Origin of the sequence: Allobaculum stercoricanis DSM 13633, assembly GCF_000384195.1 — a bacterium.
Classification (GTDB): Bacteria; Bacillota_I; Bacilli_A; order Erysipelotrichales; family Erysipelotrichaceae; genus Allobaculum; species Allobaculum stercoricanis.
Genome location: NZ_KB913034.1, coordinates 1,093,216 through 1,114,789, shown reverse-complemented (window position 1 = coordinate 1,114,789; position 21,574 = coordinate 1,093,216). Strand labels below are relative to the sequence as shown.

Sequence of the window (21,574 nt, the reverse complement as noted above, 5' to 3'; positions counted from 1 at the left end):
AATCCTATATCAAAATTAATTGATATAGGATCTTGATGTAAGGGTTAGAGTAAACCGATGATTAAAATGGTTGCAATAATGACTGGAATGGCATACTTGCAATAAGCATGAACCCATCTAGGGAATTTAATTCCAATACCAGTATTTGCTTCTTCAATGAAGTTATCCCAACCCCAACCGATTTTTGTCGTACAGAATAACACAAAGAGCAAAGAACCAAAGGGTAATAATAAGTTGGAGACAAGGAAGTCTTCAAAGTCTAAAATTGTTGTTCCTTGACCTAATGGTTGGATAAAGGAAAGTACGTTAAATCCAAGCGCACAAGGCAGAGCAAGGATTAAAATTGCAATGCAAGCAAATAGACAAACTTTTTTACGGCTCCAACCATAGGAATCCATAAAGAAGGCAATAATTGTTTCGAATACGGCTAAAACAGTTGAGAATGCCGCAAATGTCATAAATAGGAAGAATAATGCTCCCCATAATTGACCTAAAGCCATTTGGTTAAATACGTTTGGTAGTGTAATAAAGATTAAGTTTGGACCGGAATTGACATCAACATTGAACGCAAAACAAGCAGGAATGATAATTAAACCAGCTGTAAAAGCAACAAATGTATCTAAAATCGCAATATTGATCGATTCGCCAAGTAAAGAGCGGTTTTTATCGATATAAGAACCGAAAATTGCCATAGAGCCAATCCCAAGCGATAAAGTGAAGAATGCTTGGTTCATCGCTGAAACGATAACATTGAATGGACCAATCGCTAAAAAGCGATCCCAATCAGGTAATAAATAATAAGCTAACCCTTCTTTGGCACCGTCTAAGAAAATCGAGTTTCCAGCAAGGACAACCATTAAAAGTAATAAAGCGATCATCATGACTTTGGTAATTTTCTCTAAGCCATTTTGTAGACCGATTGCACAAATCCCAAAACCTACTAAAACAATGATAACCATGTAGAAGACATTGGAAACAGGGTCACTTAACATCACGTTGAATTGTTCACCAATTGCTTCTGGGGATAAGCCAACGAATTTTCCACTTAATGTGTCTACAAAGTATTTCAGCATCCAGCCGGCTACGGTGGTGTAGAACATCATTAAAAGTGTATTTCCGGCAATTCCTAACCATCTATGGAGATGCCATTTTGAACCTTTAGGTTCGAGTTTTTGATACATGGTTGCGATTGAACGTTGGGCAGCGCGGCCAATCGCAAATTCCATCGTCATTACAGGAATACCCAAGACAAGTAAGAAGAAGAGATAGATCAAGATGAAGATCGCTCCGCCATTTTGCCCGGCAATATATGGGAATTTCCAGACGTTTCCAATCCCGATTGCACATCCTGCAGAAAGCAGAATGAAGCCTAATCGTGAACTGAGTTTTTCACGTTGCATAAAAATCCTTTCTTTTATTGTTATATCTAGTGCATAAAACAAAATGTGTTTCAATAATTGTAAAAAAATAGGTGAAACAAAAATGTAAATAATGCGTTGAACATTATACAATTTTCAATAACGTTTTCAAAGAAAGAATATTCAATTTTTAGTCATTCTGTAAGGTTCAATCCAACAAATTCGAATACGAAAAAAGAGAATCGAGTAAAGGTTTAGAATAACTAAACAAATAAGCTAAATCAAGATTGATCAATGTTACTTAACAAGTTACAACGTTAGGATTTCTGAAAAGAAAACGAGAGTGTCTACATTTTTACAGGATTCCGAGTGGATTAAAAATATATTTCTTGAAATCTCGATGAAATCAATTAGACTACTCTTAACTGCTAAGAACAGAAGGAGTACCTGTTTTGGGAAAATAGAGAGTTTTCGGTTGGTGCAAGAAAACCTGAAGAAACAGGGAAGGTAGTCTGGGAGCTGTGATCTTGAATAGTGTAGAGATCATCGTCGACGCAACGTTATGCGAAAGAGGTTTTCAATGGATACAAGCAATTTTATTCATAAGTTTTGTTTGTTTATTTTGAATGAAAACAATTTAGGTGGCACCGCGGGTTTCTCGTCCTATGACGAAGAGCCCTTTTTATTTGCTTGAAGAAAGGATAGATATACATGAAAGAACTCTCTAAAAAGTACGATCATAAACTTGTTGAAACGCCAGAAGTTTATCAAAATTGGATCGATCAAGGCTATTTTACTGCTGGGGATCAATCCAAAATCCCATATACAATTGTCATTCCACCACCAAACGTAACGGGGAAACTCCATTTAGGACACGCTTGGGATAACACATTACAAGATATTTTATCTCGTTATAAACGAACAAAAGGTTTTGATGTTCTATATTTACCAGGAATGGATCACGCCGGGATTGCAACGCAAGCGAAAATCGATGCTCGTTTACAAGAACAAGGCATTTCTCGCTACGATATCGGACGTGAAGGTTTCTTGGAAAAAGCATGGGAATGGAAAGGGGAATACTCCAATTTCATTCGTGCGCAATGGGCTAAAATGGGCTTGTCTTTAGACTATAGTCGTGAACGTTTCACTTTAGACGAAGGATTAAACCAAGCAGTGAATAAAGTGTTTGTGACTTTATATAACGAAGGTTTGATTTACCAAGGGGAACGCATCATTAACTGGGACCCACAAGCAAAAACAGCATTATCCAATATCGAAGTTGTTTATAAAGAAATTCCAGGCAAAATGTATTACTTCAAATACAAAATTCAAGAAAATGGCCAAGAATTAGTTATTGCGACAACTCGTCCAGAAACAATGTTTGCCGACCAAGCAATTTTCGTTCACCCAGATGATGAACGTTATAAAGATATCGTTGGTTTACATGCAATCAACCCAGCAAATGGTGAAGCATTGCCAATTATGGCGGATAGCTACATCGATATGGACTTTGGTACAGCCGTTATGAAATGTACACCAGCCCATGACCCTAATGACTTTGAATTAGCGAAGAAATATGGTTTGAAAATGCCAATCTGTATGAATCCAGATGGCACAATGAACGAAATGGCTCATAAATATGAAGGTATGGATCGTTTCGAATGCCGTGAAGCGTTATTAAAAGATTTTGAAGAAATGGGTGTTGTGGATCATATTGAAGATCATCCACATAACGTTGGACACTCGGAACGTACAGGCGTAATTGCAGAACCATATTTATCCAAACAATGGTTCGTTAAAATGAAACCTTTAGCGCAAGCTGTTCTTGATGCACAAAAAACGGATCAAAAAATTGAATTTGTTCCAAACCGTTTTGAACACACATTCAATCAATGGTTAGAAAATATCGAAGACTGGTGTATTTCTCGTCAGTTATGGTGGGGACACCGTATTCCAGCTTGGACGAACAACAATACTGGTGAAATCTATGTTGGAGAAAGTGCACCAGAAGATGCAGAAAACTGGACACAAGATGAAGATGTATTAGACACTTGGTTCTCTAGTGCATTATGGCCATTCTCAACTTTAGGTTGGCCAAACGAAACAAAAGATTTAGAACGTTACTATCCAACGGACACAATGGTTACTGGATATGACATCATCTTCTTCTGGGTAGCACGTATGGCATTCCAAGCTCGTCATATGACAGATAACCGTCCATTTAAAACGGTATTAATCCATGGCTTAATTCGTGACTCTGAAGGTCGTAAAATGTCTAAATCTTTAGGAAACGGTGTTGACCCAATCGATGTGATCAACGAAAAAGGTGCTGACGCATTACGTTTCTTCTTAGCAACAAACTCTGCTCCAGGTTTAGATATGCGTTTTGATGAAACAAAACTTGATTCTTCTTGGAACTTCATCAATAAAATTTGGAACGCATCTCGTTATGTACAAATGCAGATGGAAGATGGAAAAACATATACTCCAGACTTCAACGCATTATCCGAATCCGATATGTGGATTTTATCCCGTTTAGAAGAAACATTAGCAAGCGTTTCTCGTAATATGGACCGCTATGAATTAGCCATTGCGGGAAATGAATTATATAGCTTTGTATGGAATGACTTCTGCTCTTGGTATATTGAATTATCTAAAGCAGCATTGAATAGTGAAGATACAAAAGTTCGTGATAACACAATTGCGATTTTGTTCTACGTTCTTAAAGCAATCTTGATTATGCTTTCTCCATTTATGCCATTTGTTTGCGAACATATTTATTTAGGCATGAACATGGGTAAAGACAGCATCAACTTAGAAGACTGGCCAGTTGTTCCTGAATTTGCAACCTCCACAAAAGCAGTTAAAGATATGAACTTGATTTTGAATAGTATTGAAACGGTTCGTGAAATCAAAACTCAATACAATTTAAAACCTCGTGATGAAATCAAAATTGTTTTAGAAGATGACAAAGGAGAACCTTATACTTTAAGTCAACAAGGCCAACAGTTGCTCGTGGGTATGGCTAAAGTCGCTTTAGTCGATTCTTTTGATTCTGATGACTTATTAGTTCGTGACTTAGAAGGATTTAAACTTAAAGCTGCAATGGCAGAACTCATCGACGTTGAAGCTGAAATTGCTAAATTAGAAAAAGAGCTGACACATTTAGAAAGCGAAATTCAACGCAGTGAAAAAATGTTGTCTAATCCTGGATTTGTCTCCAAAGCACCAGAAGCAAAAATCAATGCCGAAAAAGAAAAGCTCGAAAAAAATAAAGCACTTCTTGCGCAAACAACGCAATCTTTAGCAGATATGAAAGCTCGTCAAGCTTAAAACTGACACTAGAAAAATATCGCCTTTCAATTGATCTTAATCGATCATTTGGAAGGCTTTTTTTGTTTTGAATTTTCATCAAAAGTGCAATTTATAAAATGTTATATAGAAGACTAACAATGAAATTTATAGAATAGCTTAGGTGAAGAATTTTTTATGTAATGGTCAAAAATGAAAATGATAAAACTTGAAACGTGATTATAGAAAATGTGGAAAAGACGATCCATGGCTTATTATAAGGCATACTTAAAGAGCTAAAGAGTAAAAATATGAGTGTTAAAAATTATATTTTCAAAATCAAATAAACAGATTTATTATAAAAAAGTATTGAATTAATATTTGTTGAAAAAATAGTTGTTATAAGTGTATAGATAAGCAACATGCTTGGAGATGTCGGAATGTCATTTGCGATTTCAATTATGAATCTAGAATAAACGGGAGGTTAATATGGAAAAGAAATTTTATGTTTTTGCATGTGTTAGCATGATCTTGTTGATGACTGGTATCTCGATTTTCACTCGATTTGTGGATGGATATTATCAACTGAAAAACTGTATATATTTTATAGCAACTGTATATTGCGTCGTCATTTTGGTGATTACGTTATATCTCGGATTAAAAAAGTAGAATGATAATTTGAAATAAAACTATAAATATTTTTTCTTTTCCTTTTGCATTCTTTCTGGTTTGCGTCAAACAAATCTGGATTTCTAAACCATAAAAGAATAGAAGAAAGGGAGGGGCTATGCAAAACGATTTGGAAGAACTGTTTTTAAACACACTTCTCTATGATCAAGTACTTATTGATATATTTCAGGATTGTCTTTTTCATGAGCGGTATGAATGGACACAAAGAAAAGATCATGGATATCGGATCAAAGAAAAAGAAATTAAAGATTTAAAATTTTTTGCCAATGAGAATTTAAATCACAAACAATCTTTTGATGAAAGAAAAAAGGATGATGATGCAAGTTATTTTGATTCAAAAATGGTCCGTAAAATTTTAAATATTCACCTAAAATCAAAGGTATCTTATCCTCGTCAAGTTTTATTTGTTCAAGCAATGGACTTATTCGAAAAACAAAGAATTGGACTAGGAATAGCGATTGTCATGGATCAACGATTGGAAGATGATTTGCAGAATGATCTTTTATATATGCAAGTTGCCTTACAAATGCAAAAGCAATTTCATCAAAATCAAACAGAATCAATCGATCAGTTTTATTCTTTGATTTTTGTGGACGATTTACCTTTGGAACATTCAAAGCGTAATCAAGCATGCGTATTAAGATGGATCGATGATCCATTTAAAGACCAAGATGAACATTTAGATAAAACAGCAATACGAATGGTGATTAGCTATTTCAATGAACACAATAGAAATTGGGACTATATGCGATTGCTTGAATTATTGTGGAACAAGTCTGAAGCAACAGATCAAAAAGTAAAAGTGCTTCAAGAAGAGTTTGGGATTGCCGTTTCAAAAGCGTATATCGACATTCTCGATGAACTGAAGATGAGAAAATAAGATTCAAATTTACCTGTAATTTAATTTTTTAAACAGTAGTCTTAGTATGAGGTGAAAAAAATGGTCTTGTATCTTACAGTTTGGTTATGAAGTTTGGAAATGAAATGATCCCCTCTATAATGTATGCTATGCAAACATTCATCCTTGATGCTAGTCAAATCGATTCAACGCTTGATGCGGATCAATTTTTAGCTAAATTTTACAATTTGCCATTTCAAGAACCTGCGCTCATTAGGAGTTTTCTATATTCAGATGAAACGTTGCGCATCACAAAAGTTTTCAATTGGCCAAGTGATGCCCCAAATTGGGTAGATATTTCTTTGTTGTTAGAAGTAATTCAACAACGTTCTCCATACTTCTATTTGATTTGGGGACCTGAACAAGAAAAACTTCAAGATGATCAAGATGAGCAAAACCTTATTGATCCTGAATTACAACCTAAAATCGTGGATAAAATTAAACTATAAAACAATGAACAAAAAAAGGAAGATCGAGATGGATACAAGATCTTCCTTTTTATATGACTTCAATTTTCAATTTTAATTCAATTAGTTGTTTTTTTCAGCAGCAGCCATCTTTTCACGATAAAGATTTCGACGATCGACTGCAGTTAATCCTTTTTTACGGATGCGGATTGCATCTGGTGTAACTTCAACTAATTCATCATCATTAATCCATTCTAATGCTGCTTCAAGAGAGAAGACACGTGGAGGTGTTAATAACATCGCTTCATCACGTCCACTAGAACGAATCGCAGTTAACTTTTTGTTTTTAAGTGGGTTAACATCCATATCGATATTTCTGGATGATTCACCGATGATCATACCTTCATAAACTTCTGTTTGTGGAGCGATAAATAAAGATCCACGTTCTTGTAAGTTCCATAAAGCGTATGTCATTGCTGTTCCTGTATCCGTGGAGATCATTGCTCCAAGCATACGTTGAGGAATTTCACCAGTGTATGGAGTATAACCACTAACACGACGTAATAAAGTACCTTCACCATGGGTGTCATTGATGAATTCAGTACGGAAACCTAATAATCCACGAGTTGGAGCAGTATATGTTAATTTTACATAACCTGCATCTTCATCCATGTTGATCATTGTACCTTTACGCATGTTGAGTTTGTTGATGATTGTTCCAGAATACTGCTCTGGGGCAATACATACAACTTCTTCAACTGGTTCAACTTTTTGTCCGTTTTCATCACGGTGCAAAATAACTTCTGGTTTTGAAATGGCAAGTTCATATCCTTCACGACGCATATTTTCGATCAAGATAGAGATATGTAATTCACCACGACCACTAACTTTGAAGCAATCGGCACTTTCAGTTGGCTCAACTTTTAAACCAACGTTAACTTCCAATTCTTTTTCAAGGCGTTCTTTGATGTTACGGCTTGTTACAAATTTTCCAGAACGTCCGGCAAATGGTGATTTATTGACATGGAAGTTCATAGAAAGTGTAGGTTCTTCAATTGGAATACTTGGTAAAGCTTCAACGTGGTCTGGTGCACAAATTGTATCGCCAATAGATAAGTCCGGCATACCAGCAACGACAACAATATCCCCAGAGTGAGCTTCATCAACTGGAGTTCTAGAAAGTCCTTTATAAACAAATAAAGAGGAGACTGTTTCTTTTTTGGTTAAACCATCGTTGTTTGTGCGGATGTAGGAGTCACCTTTACGCAATACACCACGAGTGATACGACCGATACCTAAACGACCGATGTAGTCATCATAGGCAAGGGCAGACACTTGCATTTGCGTAGGTTCATCATCTAAATCTGGATAAATATCGGTGTGTTTTAAAATCGTTTTAAACAGTGGATCGATATTATCGTTTGGTTGATCAAGTTCGTATTGAACTTTACCTTCACGAGCGATGCCATAAAGGATAGGGAAGTCGAGCTGTTCATCAGTTGCATCTAAATCTAAGAACAGTTCGTATACTTCATCCACAACCTCAGCAGCGCGTTGGTCTTTTTTATCGATTTTGTTAATTAACAAAATTGGTTTTAAACCAATTTCTAACGCTTTAGATAAAACAAAGCGTGTTTGTGGCATAGGGCCTTCACTTGCATCGACTAATAAGATAACAGTATCCACGGTACCCATGATTCGTTCAACTTCACTAGAGAAATCGGCGTGACCTGGAGTATCGACAATATTGATTTTTACACCATCATGAATGACGGAGCAGTTTTTAGAATAAATGGTGATTCCACGTTCTCTTTCTAGAGCGTTGGAGTCCATAATACAGTTGACAACTTCTTCGTTATTTCTAAATACGTCACTTTGACGAAGGAAAGCATCAACAAGGGTAGATTTACCAGCATCGACGTGAGCAATGACGGCTATATTAATAATTTTTTCTTTTTCTGACATTGGATCCTCATTTCATTTGAAATCATAGGAATTATAGTCTTGTGTATCGCGTTTTTCAATTTAAGAAATGAGACAAATGAAGTTAAACAACAACGAAAAGCCTTTCAATGCTTTTCAAATCTTTTTAACATTGAGAGAATAGTGTCATATATTTTTGAAAGGATAGTTTGTATGATGGAAAGTCGTTATTATAAAGAACATTCTTCCTATCTCGATCGTGATATGGAATTTAAAATGTATGGATATGATGGGATTTTATGTTTAATCATTCCATGTCAAAATGGACGTTTTTTTGAATGGGAAGATCGCAAAATGTTTGATTTGATGTCCAAATGGATCGATGCAGGACAAATTCAATTTGTGACGATTGATACAATTGATGCAGAAACATGGTCGAGTCATGAAGCAAGTGGACCGCGAATGGCTCAACATGAAAACTGGGTGAATTACATCATGAATGAATTAGTTCCTTCAGCTTTAAAAAAGGCGAAAAAAAGTTTGGATGAAAACATGATGATTATGGGTGCAAGTATGGGGGCAACACATGCCGCAAACTTGTTTTTTAGATTTCCTGATCGCTTTTCAAAATTAATCGCTCTTTCCGGCGTTTATGATCTTTCTCGTTACATTTACGACAATAACTTTGATGGGAATTTCTATCAAAATAGCCCGCTTGCTTATTTGCCGAATATGAATATTCACCACAACTATATTCAAAAATATAATTCAAATCAGGCTTGCTTTGTGGTGGGACAAGGGGCATGGGAAGATGTATGTCTCGATGATTTAAGAAGACTTGCTGACGTGATGTATCAAAAAGGCATCCAAATTCCATCTTATTTCTGGGGAGAAGATACACCACATGATTGGCCTAGTTGGGAACAGCAAATTTTGACTTACTTACCAGAAATAATTGAAGAATAAAAATGTTTGAATCTCATTTTCAATTGAACAAAAGGCTTCGTTTTCAAACGAAGTTTTTTTAATGATTAAACCAAGATTTTAAGTCTAATAGAAGCGAGATTTGATTCGAAATTATTTGAGTGTTCTTAATGAAATTATTATATTTATTCTTTTTGAATCATAGTATAATTGAATTAGAAAAAAGGCATCATCCAAATTTCTAGGAGGTGAAAATCATGAGTGACCAAGGAATGGATATGTTGATGAATCAAAATCGTGGTGGCGTTATTCCGATTGTTGGAATCGTTGTGACAATTCTGATTTTCTATTTTGCGTATAAGTTTTATCGAGATGAATCAAAGATGAGCTTTATTGAGAAAATCAAATTTCTTAAGCGAGTAGTAAAAATTATTTTAGTTCTTTTCGTATCGGTATTAGCTATTGCTATGTTTATGATGTTATTCGTTATTTTGTCATCAATGAGTTTGGGTTTTGCTGGTCCGGTAATTATTTTGTTGCTTGCGGTAGTCGCAATGTCTGGTGCTATGCTTTACCTTTACTATTTGATTTACAAAGAATACAAAATTTTAATCAATAATTTTGAACAAGAAATAATTTTTGAGGATGAAAATGTAGTTGCTTTAAAAAATATTGCTAAGTTTAGTATGTGGATTTTATTTGTGACACTTGCTTCTTCCTTAGTTGGATATTTAGCAACCTCCTTATTAACTTTTTTGATTTCAAATGTGACAGGCTTAGCGAATTCAGCGATAAATGGTGAATTAAATGCGAATGTATTTATTCATTTTATTATTTGCATAGTTTTGTATATTTTAGCTGCGATTTTCGAAAAATCTGTAGAAATTTATAAAGAAAATAAATCAATCGCCAATAGTAAAGAACCGGATGAACAATAAAATTATTTGCTTAAATCGACAAAATTAGATCATAAAGCAATAAAAACAAAACCGGTTTACACAATTAAGCTGCTTTATTAATAACAATGAACTCTATACAATTGGAAATCTAAAAATTGAAAAAAAGGCACTGGACGTCACAGTGCCTTTTTTTTAAGAAATCGAATGATTTCTTTCCGCCTTTTATGATAAGCGGCGGTTCAGCATAAAAATAGAAAGGAGGTTTGTCCGGTCATCACCGGGCAAATTCATTATAATATAGTCATCATCACCGTCAAGGTCAATCAAAGATGGAACTTTAAACTATATGAAATAAATCTAATCTTTTTCGTGTATTCTAAATCAAAAATCTATAAGTGGATGAGTTTTTTATGAACAATTTAGATCTTAAATCGGCATAGTTATCGTGTTTTTGTCGATATCCAAAAACGTATGCGCAAATCCTTATGTAAAATTGATGTGGATCATAAAAGAAATTAAAGAAAGATCTGCAGGATGTGCTTAGAATTCAGTAATCTCTTTTAGGAGTCGTTATAATAGAATTCTATGGATCCAGATAGGATGGAGGTGTTCATTATCGCACTCTCAAAAGATCAAATCGTTGTGTGGCTTGCCACATTCAAACGTGAATCTCGTGAACAAATCTTTATGTTGGCGATACCTTATGGCCGATTAAAAGATTTTTCTAAACGTCTAGAATCGTTATATGCCAAAAAAGTCCGTGGAAATCGACTCGATCATTTAGATGCAACTTTTCTCGATGCAACTTGTGCACCATTTGTCTTGGAATATACATCGAGTGTATTTCGTATCTCTGATTTAGCGGGCTTTGGGGCAACGTTTCCGTCAAAAGCAAATCTAGCGCAAACCCACGCTTTTTTACATGCTGCAAACTTTTTAAAAGAGAAGTTTGTGGATTGCCAGTTTATGATTCGCTATGACGTCAAAAGTTTTCGTTCTTCAACGATAAATAACTGGTTAAAGAAAAATACGCTAAATGCCCAGTTAGATCCAATTGATTTAGAAGCATCTTTGGAATTACAAACCGCAACATTATTTGCGGCACTTTTAGCAGAGGATTGCAACAATCAAGATTTAGATTTGCAAATTCAAGAGATGATCAAAAAACTCAATGCGAATATTGCGATGTCACCAAAATGGCAAAGTCTTGATCGCTCTGCCTTGTATTTAGAATTATTTAATCCTAAATGGGCAGATTTATTAAAACCTATTTTTAAACAAGCCCCAAGACTCATGGACGAAGGTCTCGTTGAAAAATGGTTAAAAAAACGAATCAATGCCGAATATTTAAAGACAGTATTAAACTGTTTAGAATTAGATGAAGGGATTGATTTAGTTTTATCGACTTCAATCAATCGTTTGCCTATTGAATATGAAAAACAATTAGAAAAACGAGAACAAGAACAATATAAATACGATGAAGATGAGTTTGAACATTGGCTCGAGCTTTATGATCAAGTGGCGAAAACCCAAATCCATGAATCAGTTGATTTAGGTTTAAACAAATGCCGACAAAGTATTGAACAATCAATGGCAAATTGGATCGAGAACCCTTGTTTACATAGACAAGCAAAAACGATCTATCTTGTCGCACAAGATGAAAAAGTCGCTTATTTTTGTTTTGATTCGGTGAACTACACAAATCAACTATTCGAACAGTATCAACACTTAGATTCGCCAGAACAATCTAATCTCAATAAAGAGATGTTGCTTAGTCGTCTACAAAATGCAATTGTCTTTAAAACAGGTTATTTAAAAGACTTAGAAGAAGTATTAGCAAATTATTCGACGCAATCAATTCTGCCGAATTTATATTGTTCCTTGTCGATGTATCATTTGGTAATGAAAATTGAATTACTACATAATCGCTTTATTCCTTGTTACATTGTGAATCAACAACAACGGTCTTGGATTCATCAGATCAAAGAGGCGATTTATCCGCATTGTTTTGAAGAAATGAATCACAAAAAAGACGACCTAAATGAAATAAACGATTGTGATGAAGTGATCGAAAGACCGAATCTGGAAGAAGAACAAACAGATAATCAGTCTGAAAAGCGCGTACACGTTTATCCTCAACCAACAAAGAAATGGTTTAAACCCGCTATTTATCAAAAAATTGATGTCGAACAGTTGAAAAGCTTAGCTAAAAGTAATCTTTCGTTTTATCAAATTCGCTTGGTTGGCCAAGCTTTGGCAAAAGGATTACAGCCGAAATTGTTACAAAAAGTATTGACTCATCCCGATTGGACAGAAGAGATCGTGATGCCATATTTATTGAATTCACGAAAACAAAAATGGCTCAAGCAAAAATGGGAAACAGAAGGAAAGATGATGGATTCCTTTTATTTAAATCCGACATGGAGCGTTGCTAAACTAGAAGCAATCTCCAAACTTGTCGATGCCGGTTTGGATGAACAATGGTTAAAAACGAATCTCAAAGGCAATATGACATTGAAACAAATTGAGCAATTAGCCACAATTTATCCTTATGGAAAATTGCCCCGTCATTATGCGACCATTATTTCAATTCCAACTAGTGTTCAACATTGGTTAATCGAGCAGGCTAGTCAAAAACATCCTGAACTTACAAAGGATGAACTTGATTTGTACCTTGCCCTTTGGAACGAGCATCTATTCCAAGAGGTATTCGAGTTACAACCTTAAAAATCGGATCGATTAAATCATGATTTTAATCATTAAAAAAGGCGCTCAATGAAGGGATGAATTTTAATCCTTCAATGAACGCCTTTTAGTTGTTTATTGAATTGGTTGATCTTATAGATTAGCCAACAAGGATGACTTCTTTGAGTTGAGGAAATTCATCAAGAAGTAACAAGCGAATACCCGTAGAGAAATCTTCGCCAGCCATCATGCATCCAGCACATGCACCTAAAAATGTGACATAAGCAATGCCTTCTTCGTCAACACCAAGTAATTCGACATCGCCACCATCATGTTGGATATAAGGACGGATTTTATCGATAATTTCATTGGCATATTTTTCCCAAACATCGCGTTGGCCACGAGTTAAACGTTCTCCTTCTTGTAAAAAGTGAATTGCGTTTGTTAAATCTTCTTCAATGATTGTTGAGTTAGAAGAAGTTTGTTCAAGCTGTGGTTCTTTAATTTCGTTTTCGTTTGTCATAAAAATCCTTTCGAAGCATAGACGCTTATAAGAAGATCGGAGCAAGTAAAAAAGGGAGAATGAGCCCGATGATTAATCCACCGAGCACTTCGACTTTTTTATGTCCGAGCACAGTTTTTAAGTTTTGTGAATAGAGTGGGCTATCCAAAGTGATTGTTCCTGAGTCTTTAATATCTTTTATCAGTTCTTGGACAAGCTCAATTCCTTTACCACTATAATAACGAACATGGCAAGCATCATACATCACAATGCATGAAAAAACAGCGGTTACAGCAAAGATTGTGGAATCAAATCCTTCTTGCATGCCAATCGTTAAAGTAAGTGCCGTTACTGTTGAAGAGTGCGAAGAAGGAAATCCTCCTGATGCACAGATTAGTTTAGGTGCCCATTTACCGGTTTGAAAATAGAAAAATGGAACTTTTAAACATTGTGCAATTAAAAATGCGAAAAAAGCAGTAATAAGCGGATATAGAGATGAGGGAAACATCGAATCACTCCTTTCGTGTTTCTGGTCTTAGTGTAAATCAGAATTCGAAAATGTTTAAATTTTATGATTCTTTTATGAAACCACCGTCTCTTGTGGCGTGAATCAGTAAAGGTTTTAAAAGGCAGTGGTATAATACATTCAATCGAATAGGAGGAATATACTTTGATTAAACTCGATTTATCACATGCAAAATTGAATGAATCACCAAGCGCTTGGAAAGATAAAGTTGCTAGTGTCGATCAAGAACTCGTAAATGGCACATGCAAAGGCAATGACTTCATTGGCTGGTTGACATGGGACAAAGATTACGACAAAGAAGAATTTGCGCGCATTCAAGCTTGTGCAAAAAGAATTCAAGAAAATTCTGATGTATTAGTTGTTTGTGGTATTGGTGGAAGCTATTTAGGTCCACGTGCGGCAATTGAAATGGTTAATGGATTATATCCAGCTGACCAAAAAGTAGAAGTAATTTATACAGGAAATACATTCTCTTCTAGTTACATTGCCCAAGTCATGAACTATATCAAAGATAAAAGAGTCACAGTAAACGTGATTTCTAAATCCGGAACAACAACAGAAACTTCTATTGCATTCCGCATTTTAAAACAGTTCATGGAAGAAAAATATGGCGAAGAAGCAAAAGATCGTATCGTTGCAACAACAGATCGTGCACGCGGTACTTTAAAATCTTTAGCAGATAAAGAAGGTTACGAAACATTCGTCATTCCAGATAATATTGGTGGACGTTTCTCCGTTATTACTCCAGTTGGCCTTCTGCCAATTGCAGTAGCAGGCGTAAACATCGAAGATCTGATGAAAGGTCTTGCTGATGGTATGGTTGAATACGGAAGTTCTAATGTGGATGAAAACCCAGCATATGCTTACGCTGTTGCTCGTCGTATTTTACAAAACCAAGGCTATGATGTTGAAATGTTTGTAGAATACGAACCAGCAATGCAAAAAGTTGCTGAATGGTGGAAACAGTTATTCGGTGAATCTGAAGGAAAAGATGGTTTAGGAATCTTACCAGATTCTGCTGTATTCTCTACAGACTTACACTCATTAGGCCAATTCGTTCAGGATGGTAAAAAAGTGTTGTTTGAAACAAACCTTTATGTAGATCAAGCACCAATTGACATCATTTTCCCACACGACGATGAAAACCTCGACAACATGAACTACCTCGCTGGGAAATCTGTTGACTGGGTAAACAAAATGGCTGCAAAAGGAACATTAGAAGCTCACGAAGTAACTGGTAATGTACCTAACATCATTTTAACAATGCCAGGAATGACTGCTTACGATTTCGGTAATATGTGCGCATTCTTCTTTAAAGCAATCGCAATGACTACACTGCTTAACGACTCCAACCCATTCAACCAACCAGGTGTTGAAGTGTACAAGAAGAACATGTTCAAATTATTAGGAAAAGAATAAGTCCTTTTCTAGAATCATCAATTTAACTAATTTAATAGAATGAAGACCTGTCTTGTTTATTGAAATACGCAAAGATAGGTCTTTTTTGATGCGATTTAAAAAAGAATGATTGCTTCTATTGCATGTTTTTTAATCCACTTTTTGTTCATAATGTAGACGAAGAATCGCTATAGAAAAAGTCCATATCGCAAATTGAGCGGATATGGACTTTTTGAACGCTGTTTTGATTTATTTAAAGCTAGAGTAAATCGCATTGTTTTTTTGGAAGAAACTTCTTTGATTTGGGCTGATGAAGCTAAATGCGACAGCGCGATCGCCACGATGAGGAGCGGTGATTTTTGCTAAGTCTTCAATGACTGCAACATCTGGGTTTGGCATATCAATGGCAACAAACCAGCTTACAACACCGGTTTGATCATCAACTTTTTCCTTGAGATACATTTTTTTGATTTCTGGATGATGGAATCCACAAGAAATCAATGCTGCTTCAAAATCTTGGTTGTGTTTTTCAGGCTCGCGCAATGTATCTAAATTGGCGCTGCTTTCCTTTTTCTGTAACAAGTTATTTGGAGTACCAGGCGCAAAGTTTAATAAGAAGGCGATTCTAAATGCAAGGTTCAAACCATTTGGATCAATAACAACTGCATCAAATTGATCTTGAACGGATTGTAATAAATGAGCAAAGTCTTCAGCTTTCATCTTCACTGCCTGGATGTCAGGGTTTTTAACGAAGTGTTTAAATTGGTCTAAAGATGTGAAGAAGGCTAAAAGTTTTTCATTCTTCTCATTATGAACCATCATGAGTGAGAGAGATTGTGGTTTAGACTTGTCAGAATCAATATTGGATTGACTTTTGTTGACTGGAACGATCAGTTCACTTTCCATAATAGCTTTGCCGGCAGCTAAAAATGATTCTTGGTCTTTCTTGTCTGTAAGAGTTTTTAAAGTTTCTACTAAATGTTTCGTTTTGTTTTCTTGTTGTTTTTCTTGTAAAACTGCGCGACCAAATACTTCAATTGCAACTGTAGGTAAAATCACTTTATTTGAAGCAGGGTCTAAAGTAACACCGTCGATGACTTTTGACATTTGTTTGATCATTGGAACCGCATTGGCAAAAGGGATTGTGATATAGCCAACGCGCTGTTCTTTAAAGAATGTTTTGAGTTCATCAAGACTTGTAAAGAAAGGAACAAATTTTTGGTCTTTTCCATTACGGATCAAGTATGGACTAACTTGGCGCATTTTTTCTTCTGTTTCTTGATTTGCTAATTGTTGCGGATCTGGTTCACCGACAGGTAAAAGAACACGGGCAGGGATTAAGTGTTCGAATAAACTATGAAGGAATTCAGGTGTTACTTCCTCAGGGAAATTTTGAATTGCTTTTTTGAGGGCTTCATTAGAAAGCTCTACCGTTTTGTTTTGTTGATCTGATTGATTAGGCATGTTTCATTCTCCTTAAACTGAATCGGATTCAATGGGATGAATCGATATCGATCGTTTTATGATTATTGATTGGATGAAATCGTTTATTCAAATGTTCAATGTAAAATCCAAAAAATATTATAACCAAATTTAGCGAGGATTTGAAAATGTTTCATCGACTATTTTCACAACGATGACAAACCCCTAAGAATCGTTTGCTTACTGAATGAAAAAGTATAAAACGAGGTACGAAAGCGCTAAAGATTTTTTAGAATGTATGAATATTGTCAGAATGTAAAAAATAGGATTTTGAATTAAATAGTTTTCATAGATTTTCAATAAGAAAAAAATCAGGGCGGAATGCTGAAAAAAACTAAGTTGTTTTTCTATTTTAAATCATAGATTAAAAATTAAATGTATGCTCGGAGCAAAAAAATAGAAGTGGGAAAATTCGTTTTTTTTGTAAAGACAATAAAGTTTTAAAAATTCATTTTTAAATAGAAAAGACTTCAGGAATGATTAAATCAATCTTTATTCATTCTGAATAAAAATATTTACTTTGAAAAATGCCTTAATAAAGGCATTTCAATCAATAAGTAGGAGTCAAAGAAAAAGGTATCGTAAGGAATGTTTTAGTTGCATTGAATTAAAAGAGGGTTATGACTGCAACAAAGGAACTAAATTGTGATTAAGCTTAACCGCTTTACCTAAATTTGTAATCGAGAATTTTAAGTGAAGCAAAAGTTTATTGACGCTTAAAAAATAGGAAAGAGAAAGAACAGACTTTGTAACAAGTAAGTCTTTAAAGTGAATTATACACACCAGAGTTTGTTATATCTAACCGTGCAAACGCTTACAGCAAAGACATTTCTCTTTTAAAGACCATCTAATCTTAATATAATTGAGTCGAATGTAGGTTCAAAATTTTAAAGGAGGAAACTTCTACATGGTAGAAAAAATTAAAACTTTCCAATCCATGGATGGTAATACTGCCGCTGCTCATAACGCCTATGCGTTAACAGAAATGAGCTGTATCTACCCTATCACTCCATCTTCTCCGATGGCAGAAACCATGGATACATGGGCTACTCAGGGACGTTTAAACGCTTTTGACCAAGTCGTTAAAATCGCTGAGCTCCAGTCCGAAGCTGGTGCATCTGGTGCCGTTCACGGTGCTGCACAAGCTGGTGTTTTAGCAACAACTTTCACTGCATCCCAGGGTCTTCTTTTAATGATCCCAAATATTTACAAATGGGTTGGTGAAAACCTTCCTATCGTATTGCACGTTGCTGCTCGTTCATTAGCTAGCCGTTCTTTAAACATTTTCGGTGACCACTCCGACGTATATTCTATCCGTCAAACTGGTATCCCAATGTTAGCCAGCCATTCCGTACAGGAAGTTATGGACCTTGCTGGTGTTGCTCACCTTTCTGCAATCAAAGCACACACTCCATTCGTTCACTTCTTTGACGGATTCAGAACTTCTCACGAAGTTGACAAAATTGAAGTATTCGATGTTGATCAATACAAAGATCTTATCGATTACGAAGCACTTGCTGAATTCAGAGCAAATGCTATGCAGCCACATACAAACCCAGTAACTCGTGGTGCAAACGAAAACGATGACATCTTCTTCCAAGGTGTTGAAGCTCGTAACACTCATTATGATGCTGTTCCAGATATCGTTGCTGACTACATGAAAAAAATCAGCGAAATCACTGGACGTCATTATGCTCCATTTGTTTACTATGGTGCTCCTGATGCAGAAAACATCATCATTGCTATGGGTTCTGTAACAGAAACTGCAACTGAAACAATCGACAAATTGAACGCTAACGGTGAAAAAGTTGGTATGATCAAAGTTCACCTGTATCGTCCATTCTCCACTAAATACTTGCTCGACGTACTTCCAGCAACTGTTAAGAAAATTGCTGTTCTTGACCGTTCTAAAGAAGGCGGCGCTTTAGGCGAACCTCTTTACCTTGATGTCATTGCCGCACTTGCTGGCAAAGATATCGAAATCATCGGCGGACGTTATGGTCTTGGAAGCCACGATACTGCTCCAAAACATATCAAAGCTGTATTCGATCACCTCAAAGGTACTGAACTCAAAAACGGTTTCACTCTTGGTATCGAAGATGATGTAACATTCACATCTTTACCTTGCGATGATTCCTTCGTTATCGATGATGGCAAAACAACAGAATGTCTGTTCTGGGGTCTTGGATCTGATGGTACTGTTTCTGCAAACAAATCTTCCATCAAAATTATCGGTGACAACACTGACATGTATGCACAAGGTTACTATGCATACGACTCCAAAAAAGCTGGTGGTGTAACTCGTTCCCACTTACGTTTTGGAACTGAACCTATCCACAAAACTTACTACATCAACAACGCTGACTTTATCTCTGTTTCTTTAGACAGCTACATGTTCAAATACGATTTAGCTAACAACTTGAAGAAAGGTGGAACATTCTTACTGAACACTTCCTTCAACGCTGAAGACATCGTTAAACACATGCCTAACCGTCTGAAAAAAGAATTAGCTGATAAAGGTGCTAAATTCTACATTATTGATGCAAACAAAATTGCGAGCCAGATCGGTATGGGTCGTCGTACAAACACTATCCTCCAATCTGCATTCTTCGCATTAAACCCACAGATCCTTCCATATGACACAGCTGTAGATTTAATGAAAAAAGCAGCTAAAAAATCCTATGGTAAAAAAGGTGACGAAATCGTTCAATTGAACTACAAAGCAATCGACATGGGTAAAGATGGTCTTGTTGAAGTCGTTGTAGACAAAGCTTGGTCTGAATTACCAGTCGGTGAATTACATACTCCAACTGGCGATGCATATTGGGATGAATATGCAGCTCGTATTAACGGACTTGAAGGTTACAACATGCCTGTTTCCGCATTCACTAAACATGGTGTATTAGACGGAACAATGCAAAACAACATTGCCTTCAAAGAAAAACGTGCAATTGCAGTGAACGTACCACAATGGGATGCTGAAAACTGTATCCAATGCGGATTCTGCTCCTTCGTATGTCCACATGCTACAATCCGTACATTCGCTTTAACTCCAGAAGAAATCGAAAATGCTCCAATGGAATTCGAAACTCTTCCATTAATGGGTGTTAAAGACACTAACTTACGTTTCAGAGTTCAAGTATCTCCATCTAACTGTGTAGGATGCGGATTATGCGTATCTGAATGCCCAGGTAAAAAAGGCAATAAAGCCCTCAAAATGGTTGATATCAACTCTCAACTTGAATTCGATCCATTGGCTGACTACATCTTCAAAGAAACTGAATACAAAACTGATCTGTTCCCAGCAACAACAGTTAAAGGTTCTCAGATGTTAATGCCATACTTTGAAGTACCAGGATCCTGCCCAGGATGTGGTGAAACTCCATACTACAGATTAGCTTCTCAGTTATTCGGTAAAGATATGCAGATCTCCAACGCTACTGGATGCTCTTCTATCTACTGCGGTGCTAACCCATCTACTCCATTCGTTAAAGATAAAGACGGAAACGGAACTGCTTGGGCTAACTCCTTATTCGAAGACAACGCTGAATACGTTTATGGTATGGCTTTAGCTAATAACCTGAACAAAGCTAAAATCCTTAAAGTCATGGAAGACAACATGGCAACAGTTGCTCCAGAACTGAAAGAAAAATTCGAAGCTTACATCGCTTGTGGTCTTGATCGTGAAACTCAACGCGCTCTTGCACCAGCAATCAAAGAACTTGCTGCTAACGAAGCAAATGCTGACGTTAAAGGCCTTGTTGACGCTGACCTTGTTGATAAATCCAACTGGATCATCGGTGGTGACGGATGGGCATATGACATCGGTTACGGTGGACTTGACCATGTATTAGCTAACAACGTAAACGTTAACGTACTTGTATTAGATACTGAAGTTTACTCCAACACTGGTGGTCAGGCTTCTAAATCTACTCCAAGATCCTCTGTTGCTAAATTCGCAGCTGGTGGTAAATCCACAGCTAAAAAAGACCTCGGTCAGATCGCTATGACTTATGGTCACGTATATGTAGCAAGCGTCTGCATGGGTGCTGACAAGAACCAAACTCTTAAAGCATTCCGTGAAGCAGAAGCTTACGATGGACCATCCTTAATTATCGCTTACGCACCATGTGCTGAACACGGTATTAAAGGCGGATTAGGTAACCATCAGCAAGTTCAAAGAGACGCTGTTGCATGTGGTTATGTAGACCTCTACCGTTACAACCCAGACAATAAAGAACAACCATTAACAATCGACTCCAAAAAGGAACCAGATTACTCCAAAATGGAAGCATTCATGTTAAAAGAAGCTCGTTACGCTCAACTTGCTAAACTGTTAGGTAAAGAAGCTTCTGATGCTATGTTCGAACAGGCTGTTACTGACGCTAAACGTCGTAGAGAACGTCTGATCGCAATTGAAAAAGAAGGACTTTAATCCATCGATTTTGATTCCTACAATTTAGCTTTATAAAACGAAAGGCAATGCAAACAGAAATTCTGTAGGCATTGCCTTTTTTTTGATCAGTGATATAGAATTCACGAAAAACTCAGTAAAGTGAAATGAAAAAATTCAATGATTGAATAAAGAAAA

General features: G+C 36.1%; 14 protein-coding genes and 1 other annotated feature. Of the genes, 9 read left to right on the top strand and 5 right to left on the bottom strand.

Going from position 1 to position 21,574, the window contains the following annotated elements:
• Positions 1-44: 44 nt before the first annotated feature.
• On the bottom strand, positions 45-1,400 hold the full coding sequence (locus ALLST_RS0105125) for a sodium-dependent transporter (protein WP_019893016.1): 1,356 nt from the start codon (positions 1,398-1,400) through the stop codon (positions 45-47).
• 379 nt (positions 1,401-1,779) lie between these two features.
• Positions 1,780-2,027, top strand: a binding site (T-box leader).
• Between the two features lie 42 nt (positions 2,028-2,069).
• Here ALLST_RS0105125 and ALLST_RS0105120 point away from each other — a divergent pair.
• The 4 genes from ALLST_RS0105120 to ALLST_RS0105095 all read left to right on the top strand — a co-directional run bounded on the left by ALLST_RS0105120 (position 2,070) and on the right by ALLST_RS0105095 (position 6,686).
• On the top strand, positions 2,070-4,691 hold the full coding sequence (locus ALLST_RS0105120) for a valine--tRNA ligase (protein WP_019893014.1): 2,622 nt from the start codon (positions 2,070-2,072) through the stop codon (positions 4,689-4,691).
• Between the two features lie 447 nt (positions 4,692-5,138).
• Positions 5,139-5,318, top strand: coding sequence for a hypothetical protein (locus tag ALLST_RS11475; RefSeq protein ID WP_019893013.1), 180 nt, complete (start codon positions 5,139-5,141; stop codon positions 5,316-5,318).
• A gap of 118 nt (positions 5,319-5,436) precedes the next feature.
• Positions 5,437-6,219, top strand: coding sequence for a hypothetical protein (locus tag ALLST_RS11045; RefSeq protein ID WP_019893012.1), 783 nt, complete (start codon positions 5,437-5,439; stop codon positions 6,217-6,219).
• Between the two features lie 128 nt (positions 6,220-6,347).
• The gene (locus tag ALLST_RS0105095; protein ID WP_156816565.1) at positions 6,348-6,686 is read left to right on the top strand and encodes a hypothetical protein; all 339 of its coding nucleotides are present in this window, start codon (positions 6,348-6,350) and stop codon (positions 6,684-6,686) included.
• Positions 6,687-6,767: 81 nt separating this feature from the next.
• On the opposite strand, the gene typA is transcribed toward ALLST_RS0105095, so the two are convergent.
• Positions 6,768-8,609, bottom strand: coding sequence for a translational GTPase TypA (gene typA / locus ALLST_RS0105090; protein ID WP_019893010.1), 1,842 nt, complete (start codon positions 8,607-8,609; stop codon positions 6,768-6,770).
• A gap of 171 nt (positions 8,610-8,780) precedes the next feature.
• Here typA and ALLST_RS0105085 point away from each other — a divergent pair, with 171 nt between their 5' ends.
• The 3 genes from ALLST_RS0105085 to ALLST_RS0105075 all read left to right on the top strand — a co-directional run bounded on the left by ALLST_RS0105085 (position 8,781) and on the right by ALLST_RS0105075 (position 13,117).
• The gene (locus ALLST_RS0105085) at positions 8,781-9,533 is read left to right on the top strand and encodes an alpha/beta hydrolase-fold protein (RefSeq protein WP_019893009.1); all 753 of its coding nucleotides are present in this window, start codon (positions 8,781-8,783) and stop codon (positions 9,531-9,533) included.
• 215 nt (positions 9,534-9,748) lie between these two features.
• Entirely contained in the window at positions 9,749-10,429 is a 681-nt protein-coding gene (locus ALLST_RS0105080; RefSeq protein WP_019893008.1) for a hypothetical protein, read from the top strand.
• A gap of 546 nt (positions 10,430-10,975) precedes the next feature.
• The gene (locus ALLST_RS0105075) at positions 10,976-13,117 is read left to right on the top strand and encodes a hypothetical protein (RefSeq protein ID WP_019893007.1); all 2,142 of its coding nucleotides are present in this window, start codon (positions 10,976-10,978) and stop codon (positions 13,115-13,117) included.
• Positions 13,118-13,235: 118 nt separating this feature from the next.
• On the opposite strand, the gene ALLST_RS11275 is transcribed toward ALLST_RS0105075, so the two are convergent.
• Both ALLST_RS11275 and ALLST_RS0105065 read right to left on the bottom strand, forming a co-directional pair.
• Positions 13,236-13,598, bottom strand: a complete 363-nt coding sequence (locus ALLST_RS11275) for a NifU family protein (RefSeq protein WP_019893006.1) — start codon at positions 13,596-13,598, stop codon at positions 13,236-13,238.
• Positions 13,599-13,623: 25 nt separating this feature from the next.
• Positions 13,624-14,085: a divergent PAP2 family protein gene (locus tag ALLST_RS0105065; protein WP_019893005.1), complete on the bottom strand. Its 462-nt coding sequence runs from the start codon at positions 14,083-14,085 to the stop codon at positions 13,624-13,626.
• Between the two features lie 162 nt (positions 14,086-14,247).
• Here ALLST_RS0105065 and ALLST_RS0105060 point away from each other — a divergent pair, with 162 nt between their 5' ends.
• The gene (locus tag ALLST_RS0105060; protein WP_019893004.1) at positions 14,248-15,522 is read left to right on the top strand and encodes a glucose-6-phosphate isomerase; all 1,275 of its coding nucleotides are present in this window, start codon (positions 14,248-14,250) and stop codon (positions 15,520-15,522) included.
• A gap of 228 nt (positions 15,523-15,750) precedes the next feature.
• Here ALLST_RS0105060 and ALLST_RS0105055 read toward each other — a convergent pair whose 3' ends face one another.
• Positions 15,751-16,965 carry an enhanced serine sensitivity protein SseB C-terminal domain-containing protein gene (locus tag ALLST_RS0105055; RefSeq protein WP_019893003.1) on the bottom strand — a complete coding sequence of 405 codons (1,215 nt, stop codon included), beginning with the start codon at positions 16,963-16,965 and terminating at the stop codon, positions 15,751-15,753.
• A gap of 925 nt (positions 16,966-17,890) precedes the next feature.
• On the opposite strand from ALLST_RS0105055, the gene nifJ reads away from it, so the two are divergent.
• Entirely contained in the window at positions 17,891-21,418 is a 3,528-nt protein-coding gene (nifJ, locus tag ALLST_RS0105050) for a pyruvate:ferredoxin (flavodoxin) oxidoreductase (protein WP_019893002.1), read from the top strand.
• Positions 21,419-21,574 lie beyond the last annotated feature (156 nt).

What these genes read in the sequence shown, in the direction of transcription:
- ALLST_RS11045 (WP_019893012.1), top strand. Translation starts at nt 5,437, where the DNA reads ATGCAAAACGATTTGGAAGAACTGTTTTTAAACACACTTCTCTATGAT.
- ALLST_RS0105125 (WP_019893016.1), bottom strand. Translation starts at nt 1,400, where the DNA reads ATGCAACGTGAAAAACTCAGTTCACGATTAGGCTTCATTCTGCTTTCT.
- ALLST_RS0105085 (WP_019893009.1), top strand. Translation starts at nt 8,781, where the DNA reads ATGATGGAAAGTCGTTATTATAAAGAACATTCTTCCTATCTCGATCGT.
- ALLST_RS0105080 (WP_019893008.1), top strand. Translation starts at nt 9,749, where the DNA reads ATGAGTGACCAAGGAATGGATATGTTGATGAATCAAAATCGTGGTGGC.
- ALLST_RS11475 (WP_019893013.1), top strand. Translation starts at nt 5,139, where the DNA reads ATGGAAAAGAAATTTTATGTTTTTGCATGTGTTAGCATGATCTTGTTG.
- nifJ (WP_019893002.1), top strand. Translation starts at nt 17,891, where the DNA reads ATGGTAGAAAAAATTAAAACTTTCCAATCCATGGATGGTAATACTGCC.
- ALLST_RS0105055 (WP_019893003.1), bottom strand. Translation starts at nt 16,965, where the DNA reads ATGCCTAATCAATCAGATCAACAAAACAAAACGGTAGAGCTTTCTAAT.
- ALLST_RS0105065 (WP_019893005.1), bottom strand. Translation starts at nt 14,085, where the DNA reads ATGTTTCCCTCATCTCTATATCCGCTTATTACTGCTTTTTTCGCATTT.
- ALLST_RS0105095 (WP_156816565.1), top strand. Translation starts at nt 6,348, where the DNA reads ATGCAAACATTCATCCTTGATGCTAGTCAAATCGATTCAACGCTTGAT.
- ALLST_RS0105075 (WP_019893007.1), top strand. Translation starts at nt 10,976, where the DNA reads ATGGATCCAGATAGGATGGAGGTGTTCATTATCGCACTCTCAAAAGAT.
- typA (WP_019893010.1), bottom strand. Translation starts at nt 8,609, where the DNA reads ATGTCAGAAAAAGAAAAAATTATTAATATAGCCGTCATTGCTCACGTC.
- ALLST_RS11275 (WP_019893006.1), bottom strand. Translation starts at nt 13,598, where the DNA reads ATGACAAACGAAAACGAAATTAAAGAACCACAGCTTGAACAAACTTCT.
- ALLST_RS0105120 (WP_019893014.1), top strand. Translation starts at nt 2,070, where the DNA reads ATGAAAGAACTCTCTAAAAAGTACGATCATAAACTTGTTGAAACGCCA.